The 15,841-nt window shown below is 39.5% G+C and carries 14 protein-coding genes and 6 tRNA genes; 11 read left to right on the top strand and 9 right to left on the bottom strand.

The window, feature by feature from the left end; genetic code table 11:
- The coding region (locus tag JW962_00255) for a hypothetical protein (GenBank protein MBN1373760.1) at nt 1-1,444 on the top strand (1,444 nt) is incomplete at its 5' end.
- Nucleotides 1,445-1,500: 56 nt separating this feature from the next.
- Nucleotides 1,501-2,700 carry a M23 family metallopeptidase gene (locus JW962_00260; GenBank protein MBN1373761.1) on the top strand — a complete coding sequence of 400 codons (1,200 nt, stop codon included), beginning with the start codon at nt 1,501-1,503 and terminating at the stop codon, nt 2,698-2,700.
- 109 nt (nt 2,701-2,809) lie between these two features.
- Here the strand turns inward: JW962_00260 and JW962_00265 are convergent.
- Nucleotides 2,810-2,884: transfer RNA gene (locus tag JW962_00265), tRNA-Ala, on the bottom strand.
- 6 nt (nt 2,885-2,890) lie between these two features.
- Nucleotides 2,891-2,966, bottom strand: a tRNA-Gly gene (locus JW962_00270).
- Between the two features lie 116 nt (nt 2,967-3,082).
- On the opposite strand from JW962_00270, the gene JW962_00275 reads away from it, so the two are divergent.
- The 3 genes from JW962_00275 to JW962_00285 are packed head-to-tail and all read left to right on the top strand — an operon-like array spanning nt 3,083 to nt 4,610.
- Nucleotides 3,083-3,703 (top strand): hypothetical protein, encoded by a 621-nt coding sequence (locus JW962_00275; GenBank protein MBN1373762.1) that lies wholly within the window; start codon nt 3,083-3,085, stop codon nt 3,701-3,703.
- Nucleotides 3,696-4,469 (top strand): nucleotidyl transferase AbiEii/AbiGii toxin family protein, encoded by a 774-nt coding sequence (locus tag JW962_00280; protein MBN1373763.1) that lies wholly within the window; start codon nt 3,696-3,698, stop codon nt 4,467-4,469. Before JW962_00275 ends, JW962_00280 begins: the two co-directional genes overlap by 8 nt.
- A gap of 3 nt (nt 4,470-4,472) precedes the next feature.
- Nucleotides 4,473-4,610 (top strand): hypothetical protein, encoded by a 138-nt coding sequence (locus JW962_00285; GenBank protein MBN1373764.1) that lies wholly within the window; start codon nt 4,473-4,475, stop codon nt 4,608-4,610.
- A gap of 24 nt (nt 4,611-4,634) precedes the next feature.
- On the opposite strand, the gene JW962_00290 is transcribed toward JW962_00285, so the two are convergent.
- From JW962_00290 to JW962_00315, 6 genes are all read right to left on the bottom strand, one after another.
- Nucleotides 4,635-4,707 (bottom strand) — tRNA-Lys (locus tag JW962_00290).
- A gap of 39 nt (nt 4,708-4,746) precedes the next feature.
- Nucleotides 4,747-4,819, bottom strand: a tRNA-Lys gene (locus tag JW962_00295).
- Nucleotides 4,820-4,883: 64 nt separating this feature from the next.
- Nucleotides 4,884-5,171 (bottom strand): hypothetical protein, encoded by a 288-nt coding sequence (locus JW962_00300; GenBank protein MBN1373765.1) that lies wholly within the window; start codon nt 5,169-5,171, stop codon nt 4,884-4,886.
- 16 nt (nt 5,172-5,187) lie between these two features.
- Nucleotides 5,188-5,559, bottom strand: coding sequence for a hypothetical protein (locus JW962_00305; protein MBN1373766.1), 372 nt, complete (start codon nt 5,557-5,559; stop codon nt 5,188-5,190).
- A 74-nt stretch (nt 5,560-5,633) separates the two neighbouring features.
- Nucleotides 5,634-6,785 (bottom strand): hypothetical protein, encoded by a 1,152-nt coding sequence (locus tag JW962_00310; GenBank protein MBN1373767.1) that lies wholly within the window; start codon nt 6,783-6,785, stop codon nt 5,634-5,636.
- Nucleotides 6,786-6,808: 23 nt separating this feature from the next.
- Entirely contained in the window at nt 6,809-8,290 is a 1,482-nt protein-coding gene (locus tag JW962_00315) for a hypothetical protein (GenBank protein MBN1373768.1), read from the bottom strand.
- A gap of 280 nt (nt 8,291-8,570) precedes the next feature.
- Here JW962_00315 and JW962_00320 point away from each other — a divergent pair, with 280 nt between their 5' ends.
- Entirely contained in the window at nt 8,571-11,009 is a 2,439-nt protein-coding gene (locus tag JW962_00320; GenBank protein ID MBN1373769.1) for a leucine--tRNA ligase, read from the top strand.
- On the opposite strand, the gene JW962_00325 is transcribed toward JW962_00320, so the two are convergent.
- Nucleotides 10,973-11,653: an HAD family phosphatase gene (locus JW962_00325; protein MBN1373770.1), complete on the bottom strand. Its 681-nt coding sequence runs from the start codon at nt 11,651-11,653 to the stop codon at nt 10,973-10,975. The genes JW962_00320 and JW962_00325 overlap by 37 nt on opposite strands.
- 86 nt (nt 11,654-11,739) lie before the next feature.
- On the opposite strand from JW962_00325, the gene JW962_00330 reads away from it, so the two are divergent.
- The 5 genes from JW962_00330 to JW962_00350 form a co-directional block, all read left to right on the top strand.
- Nucleotides 11,740-12,705, top strand: coding sequence for a translation initiation factor eIF-2B (locus tag JW962_00330; GenBank protein MBN1373771.1), 966 nt, complete (start codon nt 11,740-11,742; stop codon nt 12,703-12,705).
- Nucleotides 12,706-12,944: 239 nt separating this feature from the next.
- Nucleotides 12,945-13,018 (top strand) — tRNA-Arg (locus tag JW962_00335).
- A 68-nt stretch (nt 13,019-13,086) separates the two neighbouring features.
- Nucleotides 13,087-13,160 (top strand) — tRNA-Arg (locus JW962_00340).
- A 98-nt stretch (nt 13,161-13,258) separates the two neighbouring features.
- Entirely contained in the window at nt 13,259-14,758 is a 1,500-nt protein-coding gene (locus tag JW962_00345) for a hypothetical protein (GenBank protein ID MBN1373772.1), read from the top strand.
- Nucleotides 14,759-14,826: 68 nt separating this feature from the next.
- Nucleotides 14,827-15,841, top strand: a 1,015-nt coding sequence (locus JW962_00350; protein MBN1373773.1) for a hypothetical protein, incomplete at its 3' end; no start/stop codon positions are given.

The raw sequence follows: 15,841 nt of genomic DNA on the forward strand, positions 1-15,841 counted from the left end.
AAATGACATTACGATTTCAGAGAATCTGGATGTTGGGAACAATGCGTATGTTCGGAATGGTCTTAATGTAGGGCCCGGAGGGATTAACTCCAATGGGGTGCTTAGTATTAACAGCAGCTTAAGTTCATACTTTGCCGGTAGAGTGGGTATAGGGACAACGAGTCCGGATTCTCGACTTCAGGTAACTGGTGGAGGACTTTGTGTAGGATCTGATGCAAACTGCAATAGCGATAACAATACAGAGGGTGTAGTCTACTCCTCGTCTACAAGTATGACGGTATATGATGTTGCCGAAAACTATCCTACAAAAGAATCAAATCTAAAACCTGGAGAAATCGTTTCAGCCGACAATACAAATGAAGTATTTGTAAAACGTAGTAAAGGTGTTGTGGGTGAGGATTTAATTGGAGTAATAACAACAAACCCCGCGGTGTTAATGGGTGGGTTTAACGGTAATCAGTTTCCAAATGAACAGCAGGCGGCAGTAGCGTTGGTAGGTAGGGTTCCAGTTATAGTCTCGAGTATTTCAGGAGATTTTGAGGTCGGAGACTATATCGTGTCTTCAGTCTTGCCTGGTGTTGGAGTCAAGGCAAAGAAAGGTGCAGAAACCCTAGGTAAGGCTTTAAACAACACTACAGATTGGAACACGTCAACTTGTCCGGTCGTATCAAGTATTGATTCAATAGTTTGGCCCGAGGATGATGGAAGTAATCCCGCTAAGCCATGTTTTAGAGTACCCGTGTCATCGCTTGATGCGGTAACCCGAGCTAACGTGATTGCGGAGTATGGACTTACCGCAGGTGATTACTTTTACGTGGGAAAGATAATGGTATTTGTAAATGTATCTTGGTACCAACCATATACGTTTACAAACGACCTAAATAGCCTTGTTGCTGATTATAAGGCAGGAGTTTTGGGTGGAGCTCCGATTGTAAGTACACCACTTTTGACTCTTGACGTGGGGGAAGGCAGCTTTACCGTAGATGAACTTGGAAATGTCTCAATGGATGGCGATTTGGAAATTTCGGGAAGCATAAAGGGTAAGTCCGGTAGTGGGCTTAAAGTCTTGCTTAATTCAGAGCTTTTAGAGAGTTTCACAATATTTAATGAGCTAGACAAGAAAATATTCTCTATTGATTCGGAAGGTTTTGTAAGGATAAATGTACTTGGGCTTACAAAAACCGACAATGAGAGTGTTGGAACAGGTACGGTTTTGGCCGGGGAACAAAGTGTAACAATAGCTTCGGCAATAGTAAATGCTGATTCAGTGATTTTAATCACCTTTAAGGATGATTATTCACCGGCGACAAGGCATTGGATTTCTGAAATAATTGATGAAACAAGTTTTACCCTCCAGCTAAATACAGCCGTTGCTATGGATTCGGATTTTACCTACTGGATTGTTCCGGTTTCCGATGAAGTAGAGGAAGAAATTATTCCTTGACAAATATCCCCTAATATTAAATAATATCCTGGTTTTTAAGCTTTTAATCAATTCTAATGAAAACTAAAGGTAACGAGGCAGAAATCGACTCGAAACCCCCGCTTGTTCCTACTTTTACTGAATTTCTTAACCTTATTGGTACTGTGGTTGCAGATATCTTTTTATATTTTTTGCTGAAAATTAAAGAGTTTTTTATGCTATGGGATAAATTTTTAAAATGGATTACAAAGATTTTTCTTGTTCTAAAAAGGTGGTTAATGAAACATATGTTTTGGGGAAGGGGAGAAGTGTACAGATATTTTACCCAGGCAGCTACAATTGGAGTTTTTCTGCTTGTAATTATTGTTGGAACCGTTAACAAACCCATTACCGAGTCTATTCTTCTAGATCAAGCATATACTTATTATGCCGGTGTTGCGCAGCGTGACCTTCTGGTAGAATCCGGGTCTGTTGAGACTCTAATTCCGCAGGAACGAACCTCAATTGAAATGATGGAATATGTTGTAAAAAAGGACGATTCGTTAAGCTCCATAGCTAATGCATATGGAGTAAGTGTTGATACAATAAAGTGGGCGAATAATCTAACAAATGTACATGTTGTACGGCAAGGTACAGTTCTTAAAATTCCTCCCGGCGATGGAATAATGTACACTGTTAAAAAGAATGACACTATTGATACTATAGCAACAGAATACGAGGTTTCTTCCCAGGCAATTGTGGACATGAATTGGCTAGATCCCCCGTTTACGTTAAAAGTGGGAGACACCCTATTTATTCCTAATGCGACAATGCCCATTGTTGATGATTATCGTCCAGATTCTGATGACAAGATTATAATTACTTTAAACCCTGTAGATCCTAATGTTGGAAGGTTTTTAGATTGGCCGGCACCCGGGGCTAAGGTTACCCAGTGTGCTTCTTGGTATCATGTTGCAATTGATATGTCTAACAGTGCAGCCCCCGATATTCTTGCTGCGGCAGAGGGTACCGTAATATTCTCCGGTCGGGCAAATAATGGGTTCGGATGGCATGTTCAAATTGCTCATCCTAACGGATATACTACTGTTTATGCCCACATGCAAGCGCTTTATGTTGTTTCGGGTCAGTATGTTTATGCCGGTACGCCTATTGGTAAAATGGGTGCTACTGGGTATTCAACGGGTGTTCACCTTCATTTTGAGCTTAGAAAGGGTTCCGACTGGGCAAATAGAGTTAATCCGGCTCCATATATGAAGGTTAATGTGTGTGGATATTAAATCTTTTCAATGGGAAATGGACCTGGAGGGACTCGTTGAGCGCTTACATAGGAAAGAGCGAAATCCCGACTTGTCGGGGAACCTAGGTGAAAGTCCCACCATTTTTATATGGACCTGGAGGGACTCGAACCCTCGACCTCTCGCATGCCATGCGAATGCTCTAACCAAACTGAGCTACAGGCCCAACAAATGGAGCGGGCGACCGGGATCGAACCGGCGACCTTCTCGTTGGCAACGAGACGTTCTACCAACTGAACTACACCCGCGACACGGTTATTTTATCACACCGTAAACGGCTTGGGAATAACTTTGTGTGCTTTACAAGTTTTGAAAATCAGGGTAATATATTACGTATACTTATAATTTTTTATTACTATATGACTTGAAGTTCTTGGATTTTAAGGATAGGTTAAGCAAGTTTGTAGTGTTTGAGCTTTCAGACATTCAATTATATGAACCAGATTTCAACTTGGTACAACTTACCCAATGGCAAAACAAGGGGTATATAAAAAAACTAATTAAAGGAAAGTATATATTTTCTGATTTACAAATAACAGAAGAAGTTCGGCTTGTAATTGCCAATGAATTACTTTCCCCGTCATACGTATCAATGGAGAAGGCTCTCTCCTTGTATAACTTGATTCCCGAGGGGGTTCTTACCATTACCTCGGTGTCCTCAAGGAGAACGATTGATTATAAAACAGTGGTGGGAACATTTAGTTACAGAAAGATTAAGGAGAGTGGCTTTTTGGGAGATATAATTAAGCCGATTGTGGGTTATCGACAGGGTTATCGAATTGCAACAATAGAGAAGTCAATAGTTGATTTTTTCTATTACAATAATATTAACGATAGAGTGGCTATTGAATCACTGCGTATTAATGAAGAAATGCTGAGGACACAAGTAGATTACAAGCTGTTACAAATGTATACAACCGCAATGCAGAATGTGGAACTAGAGAAGCGAATATCAACTTTCATTAAATATTATAAAAATGATTAGCCTGAAAGAAATAAACAGTAGTTATCCTCCAAAGCTACAAATGTTTTCTCTTGGTATTTTAAGAGAATATATCCAATATAAAATACTTGAAGCAATTTATGGATCAAGATATAACAATAATCTTGTTTTTATGGGAGGTACCGCATTAAGGATTGTACACAATAACCAGAGATTTTCAGAAGACCTTGATTTTGACAACGTTAAGCTTAATAAGCTTGAGTTTGAAAGCCTTGTTGGTCTTGTTAAGAGTGAATTGACGCTCGAAGGCTTTCAGGTAGAAACTAGAGTTGTGTATAAAAAAGCTTTTCATTGCTATATAAAAATCCCAGATATCTTGTATAAGGAGGGCTTGTCTGATTTGCCGAATCAAAAGATTACAATAAGGATTGACACAATGCCCCAAAATTATATTTACAGTTCAGAGGTACATTTACTAGACAAATTCGATGTTTACCAAAATATCAAAGTTGTTCCAATTTCGACCTTATTATCTCAAAAGATTGCAGCTTTACTTGAGCGGAAAAGGTCTAAGGGTAGAGACTTTTTTGATGTTTCGTTTTTAATAAGTCAAAATATTAAGCCCGATATGGTGTATCTTCGACAAAAACTTGGGACAACCAGTTCTCAAAGCTTGAAGCAAAGATTAGCTGAAAGGGCGAGAGAGGCTGATCTAACGAGGATGGCTGCGGACGTTAAACCGTTTCTGTTTGATAAGTCACATGCAGCAAGAGTTATCAATTTTATAAGCCAAACTGCAAGGCTCTAGAGAATGGAGAAGTTTTATGAGGGCGGCGGGATTCTCTACCTGTCGGCAGACAGGGAACCCAACCCGCTACCAATTGCAGGTTATGTTTCCAGAGAGTTCGGGAAGAATTTGACTAGAATTGTCGTGGAGTTCAAGGCCTAGGCACCCAACATTAAAGAACCAGTATGAGGGCGGCGGGATTCGAACCCACGACCGACTGGTTAAAAGCCAGATGCTCTACCAGCTGAGCTACGCCCCCAAAACAATATTTTACATCTTGTAATTGTAAAGAACAAATTGGGCGCGGCGGGATTCGAACCCACGACCGATCGGTTAAGAGCCGACTGCTCTACCAGCTGAGCTACGCGCCCCAAATCAAGAACACAAGGTAGTATAAACTATTTAAGAGGATTATTCAATTGCTTTTGTACTTACTTACGTACTTGCATCTGGGGTTTCAATTGCGGCTACTAAATCGTCATAGGCTTGCGCCTTTGCCTCATTAATTTGTGTTTTTTCGTCTTTATCGACTTCATCAAGGGCTGTTTGAGTCGCCTTTGACTCATCTACCACCTCTTCGGAAAGTAGGGCATCGAGTATAGATTCTTCATCTGGAGTAAGTACTTCTTCGGGGGAACCCGTTAAAAGCCTTTGTAGTTTTTCTGTAAGAATATCGGGTAGGGTGCAATGTTTTAAAAGCTTTTGTACAGTGGATTTTTTCATGTTCTTATTTATAAAATTAAGTAACTTTGTTTAATGGAGAAGCCTTCTCTGCATAATAAGCCATGTTTGCTAGTTGTCCTACAAGTTCCGAAACAACCTGTGCCGTTTTATCTTTGTCTTGAGGTTGTGTCTTTAATGCTGTATCAAGTTCGGTTGCAGTAACCTTTATTGCATTTTCGAAATTTGCATATCGGTCCGAAGCAACCCTTGGATCAACAACGTCCCGAATTACAAATGCTTGGGTTGAAGAGATTTTCTGTTGTGCAAGGTCCATTATGTCATTAGGAAGATTATTTATTGTGTCGGGTTTCAATGCGGTATTACTTAGTACAGCTGATATTCGTTTTCTTGTTGGTTCACTTACATTCTGTATCATATTGGTTGCCATTTCCCAAGCTTTTTCAGAAGTAATTGGCTCTTTGTCGGTTGGTTGCTCCGGTTTAGGTCCGGCTTGAGTAGCCTCTATTGTTTGTGATTTTTTCCTGCCTGATCTACCTTTTCTTTTTGTGATTGCGCCTCTGCTAATACAGCCGTTCGTGTTGCCTCTGGATATTTTGCTAAAATTCTATCGACTTGCGACCTTGATACCCCTTGATCCAAAAGTGCATTTACTTGTGAGGCTATAGTCATTATAAGTCCGCGCTTTTCTTGAGCATCGATCTGATCTCTTGTTTGTTCATATTGTGATACTCCGAGTATTTTTTCAACGCCGGCTTGGGCTAAGTCTTTAATTTTGGGTCTCATTATTCCTTTCTGTTCTGCTAGGGCAATAGCTTTATCTCCTAGGTTTTGGCCAAATCTTCTGAAAATAATGCCTAATCTTCCTCCATATTGTTGTCTTAACTGAGTTCTTCTTTGGGTGGCCTTATCTTCTATTTCTCTTTCTATATATTTTAAGCTAGTTTTTGACCTTTCGACAAGTTTGAGTGCCCTTGCTTCCTGAGCGGCACCCGCCTTAATTTCTTTATCGAAGGACCGAGTAATATTGCGCATGAATTCATTATATTTTGGACCTTTTGCGGTCTCTCTTACAATCTTAAATTGACCAACTCTAAATACTGTTTGTTCTTCCTTTGTAAGTCTTTCGAATCTTTTGCTTGCGTCATTTCCTGCGTTAGCTGATTTTTGTTGGTCAATAGTGTCCTGGTTCGCTGAAACCTCTGTTAGAGAGTTAAGGTCAACTGATGCTCTAAGCCCATCTACAGAAAACACATGCCAGTCTTTTTTAGTACTAAATCCTTCCGGCTTTATTATCACTGTTCGCCTTGATGGATCGCTATTGCCTTGTTGGTCAATACCATTTCCGACAATTATTGCTGTTGCTCTTTTCCCATTAATTTTTATGGGCACGACTCGCTCGCCTGGGTTATTATCTGCCCAGGCAACGACATCGGCCAAACTTTCTGGGGGTTGTTTTTTTATTTCAGGATTTGCATTGTTGGTTGCTTTTATTTTTTGTTCAATTTGTGCTCCGAAGGCTTTTCTTGTTTGTGGGTCTGCAGAATTTAAGGCAATCCATAGCTCATGTGGAGATGTAGAAGTAGCTCTTGTTTCGACGGCAGAAGCTGTTTCTGGACTAGCTGCTGGAGCTCCTGGTTGTGGGGCAGCGGGCATTTTATGGGCAGGTTAAGTTAGGGTTATGAAGTAGGTCTGTATGGTGGCATATCTATAGATGGCTGGGTGCTTGTCAATAAATAATTTACAGATGGGTTTTCCATATAGTAGATGATGGAAAGGATATCTGCTAACAACTCTGTTTGAGTCTGCCTATTGATCCCGTTAGGAGCTTTCGCTAGCTCCTGTGCCTTTTTCATGGTTCTTATTGCGAATAACTCTGAAAGCTTTGTTGCTTCGAAAAAATGAGACCTAGGGTTCGTGTCGCTTGGTGGAACTGCAAAGCTGGTTTCTGGAATTTCTGCTCTTCTGGCAATATGTGCCGATAGAGAATTTCCTCTTCCAAATATTTGAGATCCTGTTTTAGGGTCAAATTTAAATTCTGAAAAAACTGTTCTTGCTCCAGAGTGTTGATGTGGAGAGATACTTCTAAATATTTTTCTGAGTTCTGTTCTTGTTAAGGATTTATTCCCATATGCAAGTATGACATCTCTTAGCGCTCGCATTTCGGGTTTCATGTGTCCAAAGTGTTGTTGCATTAGTCTGCCGTATTTCGCAAGCGGTGAGTTTGCAGCGGGCTGGCCTGTATACAGAAGATGTGTATCAGCAAAGTTGATTGCTCTATCAAGTTCTCTTTCAAGTTCAGACGCAGGTTCTGTTTCTGTAGATAAAGGTCTACTAAGATCGACACTTTTCCAGACCTGTGCAATGAAGTGTGGGTTATGACCTGCACGGCTAAGCTGTTCTTCGATTTGTTGATCTGTTAAGCCTGATGCACGAGTGTTCCTTACCCATTCCGTTGCTGTGTGTACAAGTTCTCGATTTACCTTGGATTGATCTCCAAATACTTTTTTGATAAGGCCTACACGAGGAACACTAGTAGGTTTTACAGCTTTCGCAGAATGATCCAACGATGTAATAAGATTTCTAACCATTTCAATTCCGGTATCCTTGTTCAGAGAGACCTCATCACCCCAAGTAATCCCTGTAGTTCTTCGTTCCGCTGTTCTGTCTTTATGAAAAGCTCCAAAGGTAATAGCTAATGGTTGATCTTGCCTATTTAGGTATTGTGCGGCAACTTCTCTTGTTGCTGGGTACATTTCTTCGACTTCTATGCCTAAAAATGGGCTTAATGGAACTTTTTGGGTTTCTAGGATAAGTACAGTAGTTTTAGCTGGGTCTGGGACACCTATTGCATCAGGTGAATTTCCAACAACAATTGCGTAAAATTCTTTTTTGCCAAGTTGTCCTACTTTAGGGTCTTGAATACGAAAGACGGCTGGCTGTCTTGGATGTGAGTTCATCCATGAATCAATTTGTTGAGGGGCTATTTCTAGGATTCCCCCCTTTTTTTGTTGATCTGAAATTGCAAAAGCCAATTTAAGTTTAATTTCACCCAGAGCTCTTTTATCGACGGTATTAATTCTTGCCCAATCTTCTGGTCTAGAATCTCTATTTGCATCGATTGCACGTTGTATTTGTGGCGTTGGTGCTTTTTCTCCCAATGGCTTGGCAGTAAATTTAATCTTATAATCATAGGATAATTCAAAATTAACTTTAAGTCAAGCAAAAGCTTTGCCTGACCAAAGGTTTTATGGTAATATCAACCATCAATTTACAAGAGTATCATGAAGGTTTTGTACAACCCCAAAATAAATGAATTCATAAGAATTCGTAAACGGTCGGTGTATGGACCTTTCCTTTTGCTTTGCCTTTAATCTGTAGTCATTTCTTCATTACAAGAATTGTACTATAATCCTTAAACTTAAATTTTCTTATATATCAATGAAATACGATCCAACAAAAATAGAAGCAAAATGGATAAAAAAGTGGGAAGAAACAAATATCTATAAAACACCGGAAGATGTTAAACCCGGTGAAAAATATTATGTGTTGCCGCAAACACCATATCCGTCAGGCTACGGACTTCATGTCGGCCATGCAGAAGGGTATACCGCATCGGATATTATTGGTCGTTATAACCGAATGAAAGGAAAAAAGGTTCTGGAAGTTATGGGATGGGATTCATTTGGACTTCCAGCAGAAAATTACGCCATAAAAACAAATGTTCACCCCAAGATAACAACAGAGGAGGCAATTAAAAACTTTATATACCAGTGCAAGCGAATGGGACTTTCTGTTGATTGGGATAGAGAAGTAGGAAGCCATAGGCCCTACTATTACAAATTTACCCAGTGGTTTTTCTTGCTTTTTTATAAAATGGGATTGGCTTATCGAGAGATGCAACAAGTTAACTGGTGCGAAAGTTGCAAAACTGTTTTGGCTAATGACCAGGTAGTTGACGGAAAGTGTGAACGGTGCGACACAATTGTAACCCAAATTCCAAAAGAGGTCTGGTTTTTAAGAATTACAAAGTACGCCGAAAGATTAGATCGGGACTTGGATTTAGTTGACTGGCCGGAAGACAGTAAAAAACGTCAGCGCGATTGGATAGGAATAAGTGAGGGAGCGAGAGTAAAATTTATGGTAGGGACAGGTTTAAAAACCTGTTCTACTTCGATCGATGTTTTCACAACTCGACCCGATACATTGTTTGGAGCCACATTTATGACAATAGCTCCTGAACATAAAATTATTTCAGAGCTAAAGTCTAATATAAAAAATTGGGAAGAAGTTTCAAAATATTTAGAGTCTGTCAAAAATAAAACCGAGCTTGAGCGAAAGCAAGATAAAGAAAAAACAGGTGTGAAGCTTGAAGGAGTTGTCGCAGTTAACCCTGTTAATAATGCAGAAGTTCCAATATATGTTTCGGATTATGTTTTAGTTACATATGGAACCGGTGCAATAATGTGTGTTCCGGCACACGATGAGCGTGACTACGCGTTTGCTAAAAAATTTGGAGTGGACATAATTGAGGTTGTTCGGGAAAAAGGTAAAAAGGACTCTCGAGACTACGAGAAAGAGGGTGTTTTCACGGAAGCAGGAACAATGGTTGATTCAGGTGAATACGATGGAATGAATTCAGAGGATTTCAAAAAGAAGATTGTTGAAAAGTTGTCAAAAGAGGGTATTGCAAAATCAGAAAAGATGATGAAATTACGTGATTGGTCAGTTGCACGTCAACGATTCTGGGGTGCCCCAATCCCAATGATTTTATGTGAAGATTGTGGGTATGTCCCTGTACCAGAAAAAGATTTACCGGTAATGCTTCCGGATGACGTTGATTTTAAGCCAACGGGTGAATCGCCCTTGCGTTACTCAAAAACTTTTCACGAGGGTGTAACTTGTCCAAAGTGCGGTAAACCCGCAAGACGTGAAGTTGACACATTAGATACTTTTATGTGTTCGAGTTGGTATTACTACAGATATCTTGATCCTCACAATACAAATGAGTTTGCCTCAGAAAAGGCACTAAAAACCTGGATGCCTGTTGATATGTATATTGGTGGGCGTGAGCATGTAACCGGACACTTGCTGTATTCAAGGTTTTTTACAAAAGTTTTAAAAGATGCGGGCTACATTGATTTTGATGAGCCGTTTATTTTTCATCGACACCAAGGGATGATTCATGGAGAAGATGGACGCAAAATGAGTAAACGTTGGGGGAATATTGTAAACCCAACCGATGTTATGGATAGGCATGGTGGTGATACATTAAGACTTTATGAAATGTTTATGGGACCTTTAGAGGATCCAAAAGCATGGAGTACAAAGGGTGAACGCGGAGTGTTCAAATTCGTTAACAGAACTTACAAAACTGCCGCTAAGGTTTCTAGTAAGATAGTGTCTACCGATGATAAACAAAAGCAGGAAATTTTAGTGAACAAACTTATTAAGTATACGGGAACAGCAATCGAAACTTTGCATTTCAACACGAATATTAGTCAGTTCATGGAGTTTATAAATGCAGTGAGTAAGTTTGCAAATATAGACAAATCGGTATGGGAGAGGTTCCTACTTACTATAGCACCTTATGCTCCGTTTTTAACTGAGGAGTTGTGGGAAAAGATTGGAAACAAATACAGTATTCATCAACAAGCATGGCCAAGGTATGACGAAAGCTTAACCGTTGAAGATACCGTTGATTTACCTGTGCAGATAAACGGTAAAACTCGTGGTAATGTAATGGTTTCTGTTGAAGCTACCGAGGATATCGTTGTAACGGCAGCAAAGGTTGATGAAAAAATTGGAAAGTATTTGACGGCGAAGGCAATAAAAAAGGTAATCTACCTGCCGGGGAAGATTGTTAATATTGTTGTGTAGTCATTGATTACATAATCTGCAAGATTCACAATATCTTTGTTCCATCGATCGGTTTTTATTCCAATACAGGCAATGCCGGCTGCCTTAGCGCCTAAGATACCGTTTTTAGAATCTTCGAAGACTATACAGTCAGCTTTAGGCAAAGCTAGTGCTGTTTGAGCCTTAAGAAAGATTTCGGGATCAGGTTTACTTTTAGTTATGTCGTCAGCGGTTATCGTTATAGGAAAATATTTTAAAAGCTCAAATGCCGTAAGCACAAACTCCAAAAATTCCCGTCTTGCTGAGGTTGCCACGGCTAGCTTTTTACCGGATTCAGAGGCTTTTTTTATAAAATCTGCAACTCCGGGTTTAAGTTTTACATAACCCTTAAGATCAGTTCTTAATTTGCTCGTTTTGTACACTCTAAAGACCTTTAAAAGCTCGCTAATTTGGAGTCCGACATTATAATTGTTTAATATATTTTCAAATGCCTTATGAATTGCCACACCGGCCTGAGCTATGTACAGTTCACGTGAAAACGGAAGTCCTGCTGACTCTAGGGCATATTTCGTGGCCTGAAAATTAAGTTCCTCAAGATCAACAATAGTTCCATCTACATCAAATATATAGCCCTTTTTGTTTTTTAGAAGTTCGTTTAGATTCATGTTAATGTTGGTTACCAATTATTATATTTTTCTACTATACCAGAAATTTTGCTATAATTTTGTATACTAACTTTTAGATTGCCCAAATGGATAACGAGATATCGATTCCTCAGGAAGTAAGTCAGATTATTGAAGATATTAAATCAATCAAGATACAAGGAGCTACAAATGTAGCACTGGCGGTATTTGATGGGCTTAAGAAGTGGCTAACAAACCATGAAATTCTTGAAAACGTTTCCAGGCAACAGTTGCTTGAGGATTTTCGTAGGGTAGGTGATAAACTTGCTTGGGCAAGACCAAATGAACCGTTAGCTAAAAATGGAGTTAAGTACGTTATATACAATGTGATTGTAAAAGGGCAAGCCGCTCAAGATCCCGAAATTATTGTCAAGTTGATTTCGGATACAATGGAGTCATACGTCAACTTAATTAGGTCCACGAAGGATGTAATCGTCAAGAATGGCGTAAAATTACTGTCTTGTTATAACGAAATACTCACTCACTGTCATTCTTCAACTGCGGAGGCTATCCTTGTTGGTGTTAATAAAGCACGCGATGGCAATTTAAAGGTTATTACAACCGAAACAAGACCAAGATATCAAGGACGGATTACTGCGACAAATCTGCTTGCCAAAGGGCTTGATGTAACAATGGTGGTCGATAGTGCGGCCGCAAGCTTTACTTACGATAACAGATATCTTCCGGTTGATGCTGTAATTTTGGGAATAGATCAGATAAATGTTGATGGAAGTGGAATAAATAAGGTTGGTAGCCTGGGATTGGCATTATCGGCCTATATGGGAAATAAACCCATTTATGTAACCTGTCCGCTACTTAAGCTTGATGTTTCTACCACTTATAGTCCAATCGAAATAGAACTTAGAGATGCTCATGAAATCTGGTCGGAGGCCCCATCCGGGCTTAACATAATAAACCCTGCGTTCGAGGTAATTCCTGAGCAGTTTATAACAGGATATATTACTGAATTTGGTATATTAAAACCTTCTGAAGTACAAGATCGAATGCTTAAGGAATATGGGTGGGTTGTGTAGTAGTGAAGTTGTGAAGTTGGCATAACGATACACTTGAGAATCAGTATGTAAGTAGGAAATCGCTTTAGCACAAAATGGAATAAGTAAAGGGCTTTCGCCGAACCCACTGGTCAACGGAGCGCAAACAGTTAGTAAAAAAGATCCTCTGGAAGACTACTGTAGAAGGTCCGGTAGACTATTAATCAGAAATGTAATAAAATTACTTGTGTAATCGTAGGTTGGTGGTTTGTTCTTTTTAAGCTGCTGTAGCTCAATTGGATAGAGCAGTCCCGTCCTAAGGGAAAGGTTGCAGGTTCGATTCCCGCCAGCAGTGGATCTTTATGCACCCGTAGCTTCTGCCATAGGCAGACAGGCCGCTCCGGGTACTAGCTGTGTTTTAGTGCACCCGTAGCTCAACTGGATAGAGCATCCGTCTTCGGAACGGAGGGTTGGGGGTTCGAGTCCCTCCGGGTGTGTATTTTGTTTCCTTTATTATTACTTGTTAGCTTTATACTAATTTTGTATACTGTAATTGATTTGTTGTTACGTATTAGATTTATTGGTTGGTGTTTTTATGACTGTAAGATCTCCTGATGCAACTTTAGTCAGCGAGGGGTCCCCTCCAATTGACGGATTGATGCCAGTAGTTGTTGATATGCACTTGCAAGATGGTGACATTTTAACTCCTGATGAATGGGGTAAGTTCTTCCAGGGAAGTGGGGTGGCAGGTTTTTTGCGTGAATTAATAGCTACAGCTCCTGGTACAGAGTATTATCTAATAGGTTCAGGTACCAGACCTTTTTGGGCACCAATTGGTGTATCTGGGGGCCCGGGTACGTATCAGGTCTCGTTACTAGATATTGATTTATGTGCTGATCCGGATGGAATGAAAACATTAGGCGATTCTGGTGCCCAAAAATGTGGTAATCCGGATTTTGATGACTTAAAGCTGTCTCTACCTGGTGTGGACGTAACTGTCCGAGGTCTTATTGAACTTCGGGACCAACATAAACTTGGGAATATAGAGCTTAAAAATTGGGCAAGCGGGATAAAAGATAAATCACCTACTGACCCAACCCTTATAGCTTTGCTTAAAGATATAGAGGATTATCAAGTTCCAGATTCAGATCCTGAGTTTGTTGCCTCATGTTTTTTGTTTACACATGAGTCTATTTTTCTTAAGTTACGCGAAGATGGGTCGTTAGTAGTTTGTGATAGAAATAAATATCTAGAAAGACATGGAGGTGAAATTTATCCACCCCTTGAAATTAATCCTTATAGTATAAGAAGTCTTTATCTTAGAGCGTTTGAATACTTTGACAGATACCCTCTCCCAAAAGAGGGTTTTGCTTCGTATGTCCCGGTATGGACTATTCGAAACATTGATCGTATGTTGGTAGATGTTTGTGAGCGTGGTATGTGGCTTGATATGCGAATTAACTTGGATAATCCAACCTATCGGCTTATAAAAAATCTTGTTGAGATGCTTTCATCAAACAACAATTTTTTTGATCAACTACATGCCCTGGATTTTATTAAGAAGGAAGGTATATCTCTAAACGACTCTTGGTATCGTGAGGCAATGTGGTTCAATGCAATAAGAGCATTTATTTCCCATCCCTTGATACTGTATCAGCTTATATCGTGGGATTTACCATTATTAAGAGAAGTTTTGTTCGGAGACTTAGCCAAGTCAACGTTGACGGAGGATGAGCAGTTTAGAAGGTTTAGGGGTGCAGGCATGTATGGAATATTCCATCCCGGACCGATTAAGGTGGGGGTTTATGATTCATGGCAAGATTATCATTCTTATGAACGGGTAACATTTGTTACCCAATCAGTATCGGAAATTATTAGCTTGTTCTTGTTTGCTTTCGGGGTAAATTCTGAAGACCCAAGGATTAAACAGTTTGTAGATAGTTGGTCTTTGAAGGGAGAGATAAAAGCGAATCCATTGATTTCATCACTACCTCATAGGATGGGCTCGAAACTCGATTGTGAGGTGATCAAAACAACTATTTGGCGTTTAAACATTGTTTATTCATTATACCGGAACAGAGGCCGTTCAAATTAATTTGACCGGGATGTGTAATCTGCTAAAATGAAAAACAGATTATTTTAAAAACCTTTGCCATATCAACCATGTATTCAGGGGACAAATACATATTAGAACATTTACTTCCCAAAGCTTCTAAGGGGGCATCTGTTACATTACAAGGGATAAATGGAGTGGGGAAAAATAGTGTCCTTAAACGGGTTATAAATTCCTCATATTACAAAGGTACAAAAAATTGGGTTTGGATAGACGTTGACGAACTATTGGAAACAGGTGTAATTGATTTGTCCTTTTGTGAGAAAAATAAAAATGAAACTTTTGTTGTCGTTGTTAATTATCTCGACTCACTTCTTTCGACAACTCCCGAGAAAGCACATAGGGCACAACAGAGATTACTTGATCTAAATCAACTGAATTGTAATATAGCATTTGTTCTTATATCTTCATCTGAAGTGTTTGCAGAATCTTTACTGCTTAAGCCTCAGTTCAAGTTATTATACTGTGCCAATATTGTTTTTATGCCTATACCGGATTTTGATGATTCTGTACAGTTAATGAAGCTATTCTTCACCGAACACAATACCAAGGTTTTCTCCGACTCAGTTAAACTGATAACTCGGTTTACGCTTGGAGACCCTGTTATTATAAAACGGGTATTCCATCAAATATTAGCTGATCGTCAGTTAGAAGAGAAATTGACATCTTGCAAGAAGGTCGATTTGGCTTATGAACTTATAGGATCTGATTACCTTGACCAAAGATATCAATATATTGTAAATGATCTTTCAGGTAACTCAATAATGTATCTTTTGGGCGCAAGCAAAGAGCCAACAGATTACCTTGTAAGGTCCGGATTAATAAATAGTGAAGGGAATGTTTTTTCAGAACTGTTTGAACATTATCTTCAGAAAAATAGAAAGAACCTGTTGACAAAGGCAAAAGTTGATAAGTTTCAGGACATCAATTTGAACGAGGTACTTACCGGTCAAGAGTTTTTAATATTTAAACAACTGGAAAAGGCTAAAGGCAAGCTTGTTGATAAGGAAAATATTGCCCAAACGGCCTGGGGTCCCTCTTGGACCGACTCTTATTCTGAATATG

The sequence above is a fragment of the Candidatus Dojkabacteria bacterium genome (genome assembly GCA_016927995.1).
Classification (GTDB): domain Bacteria; phylum Patescibacteriota; class Dojkabacteria; order JAFGLO01; family JAFGLO01; genus JAFGLO01.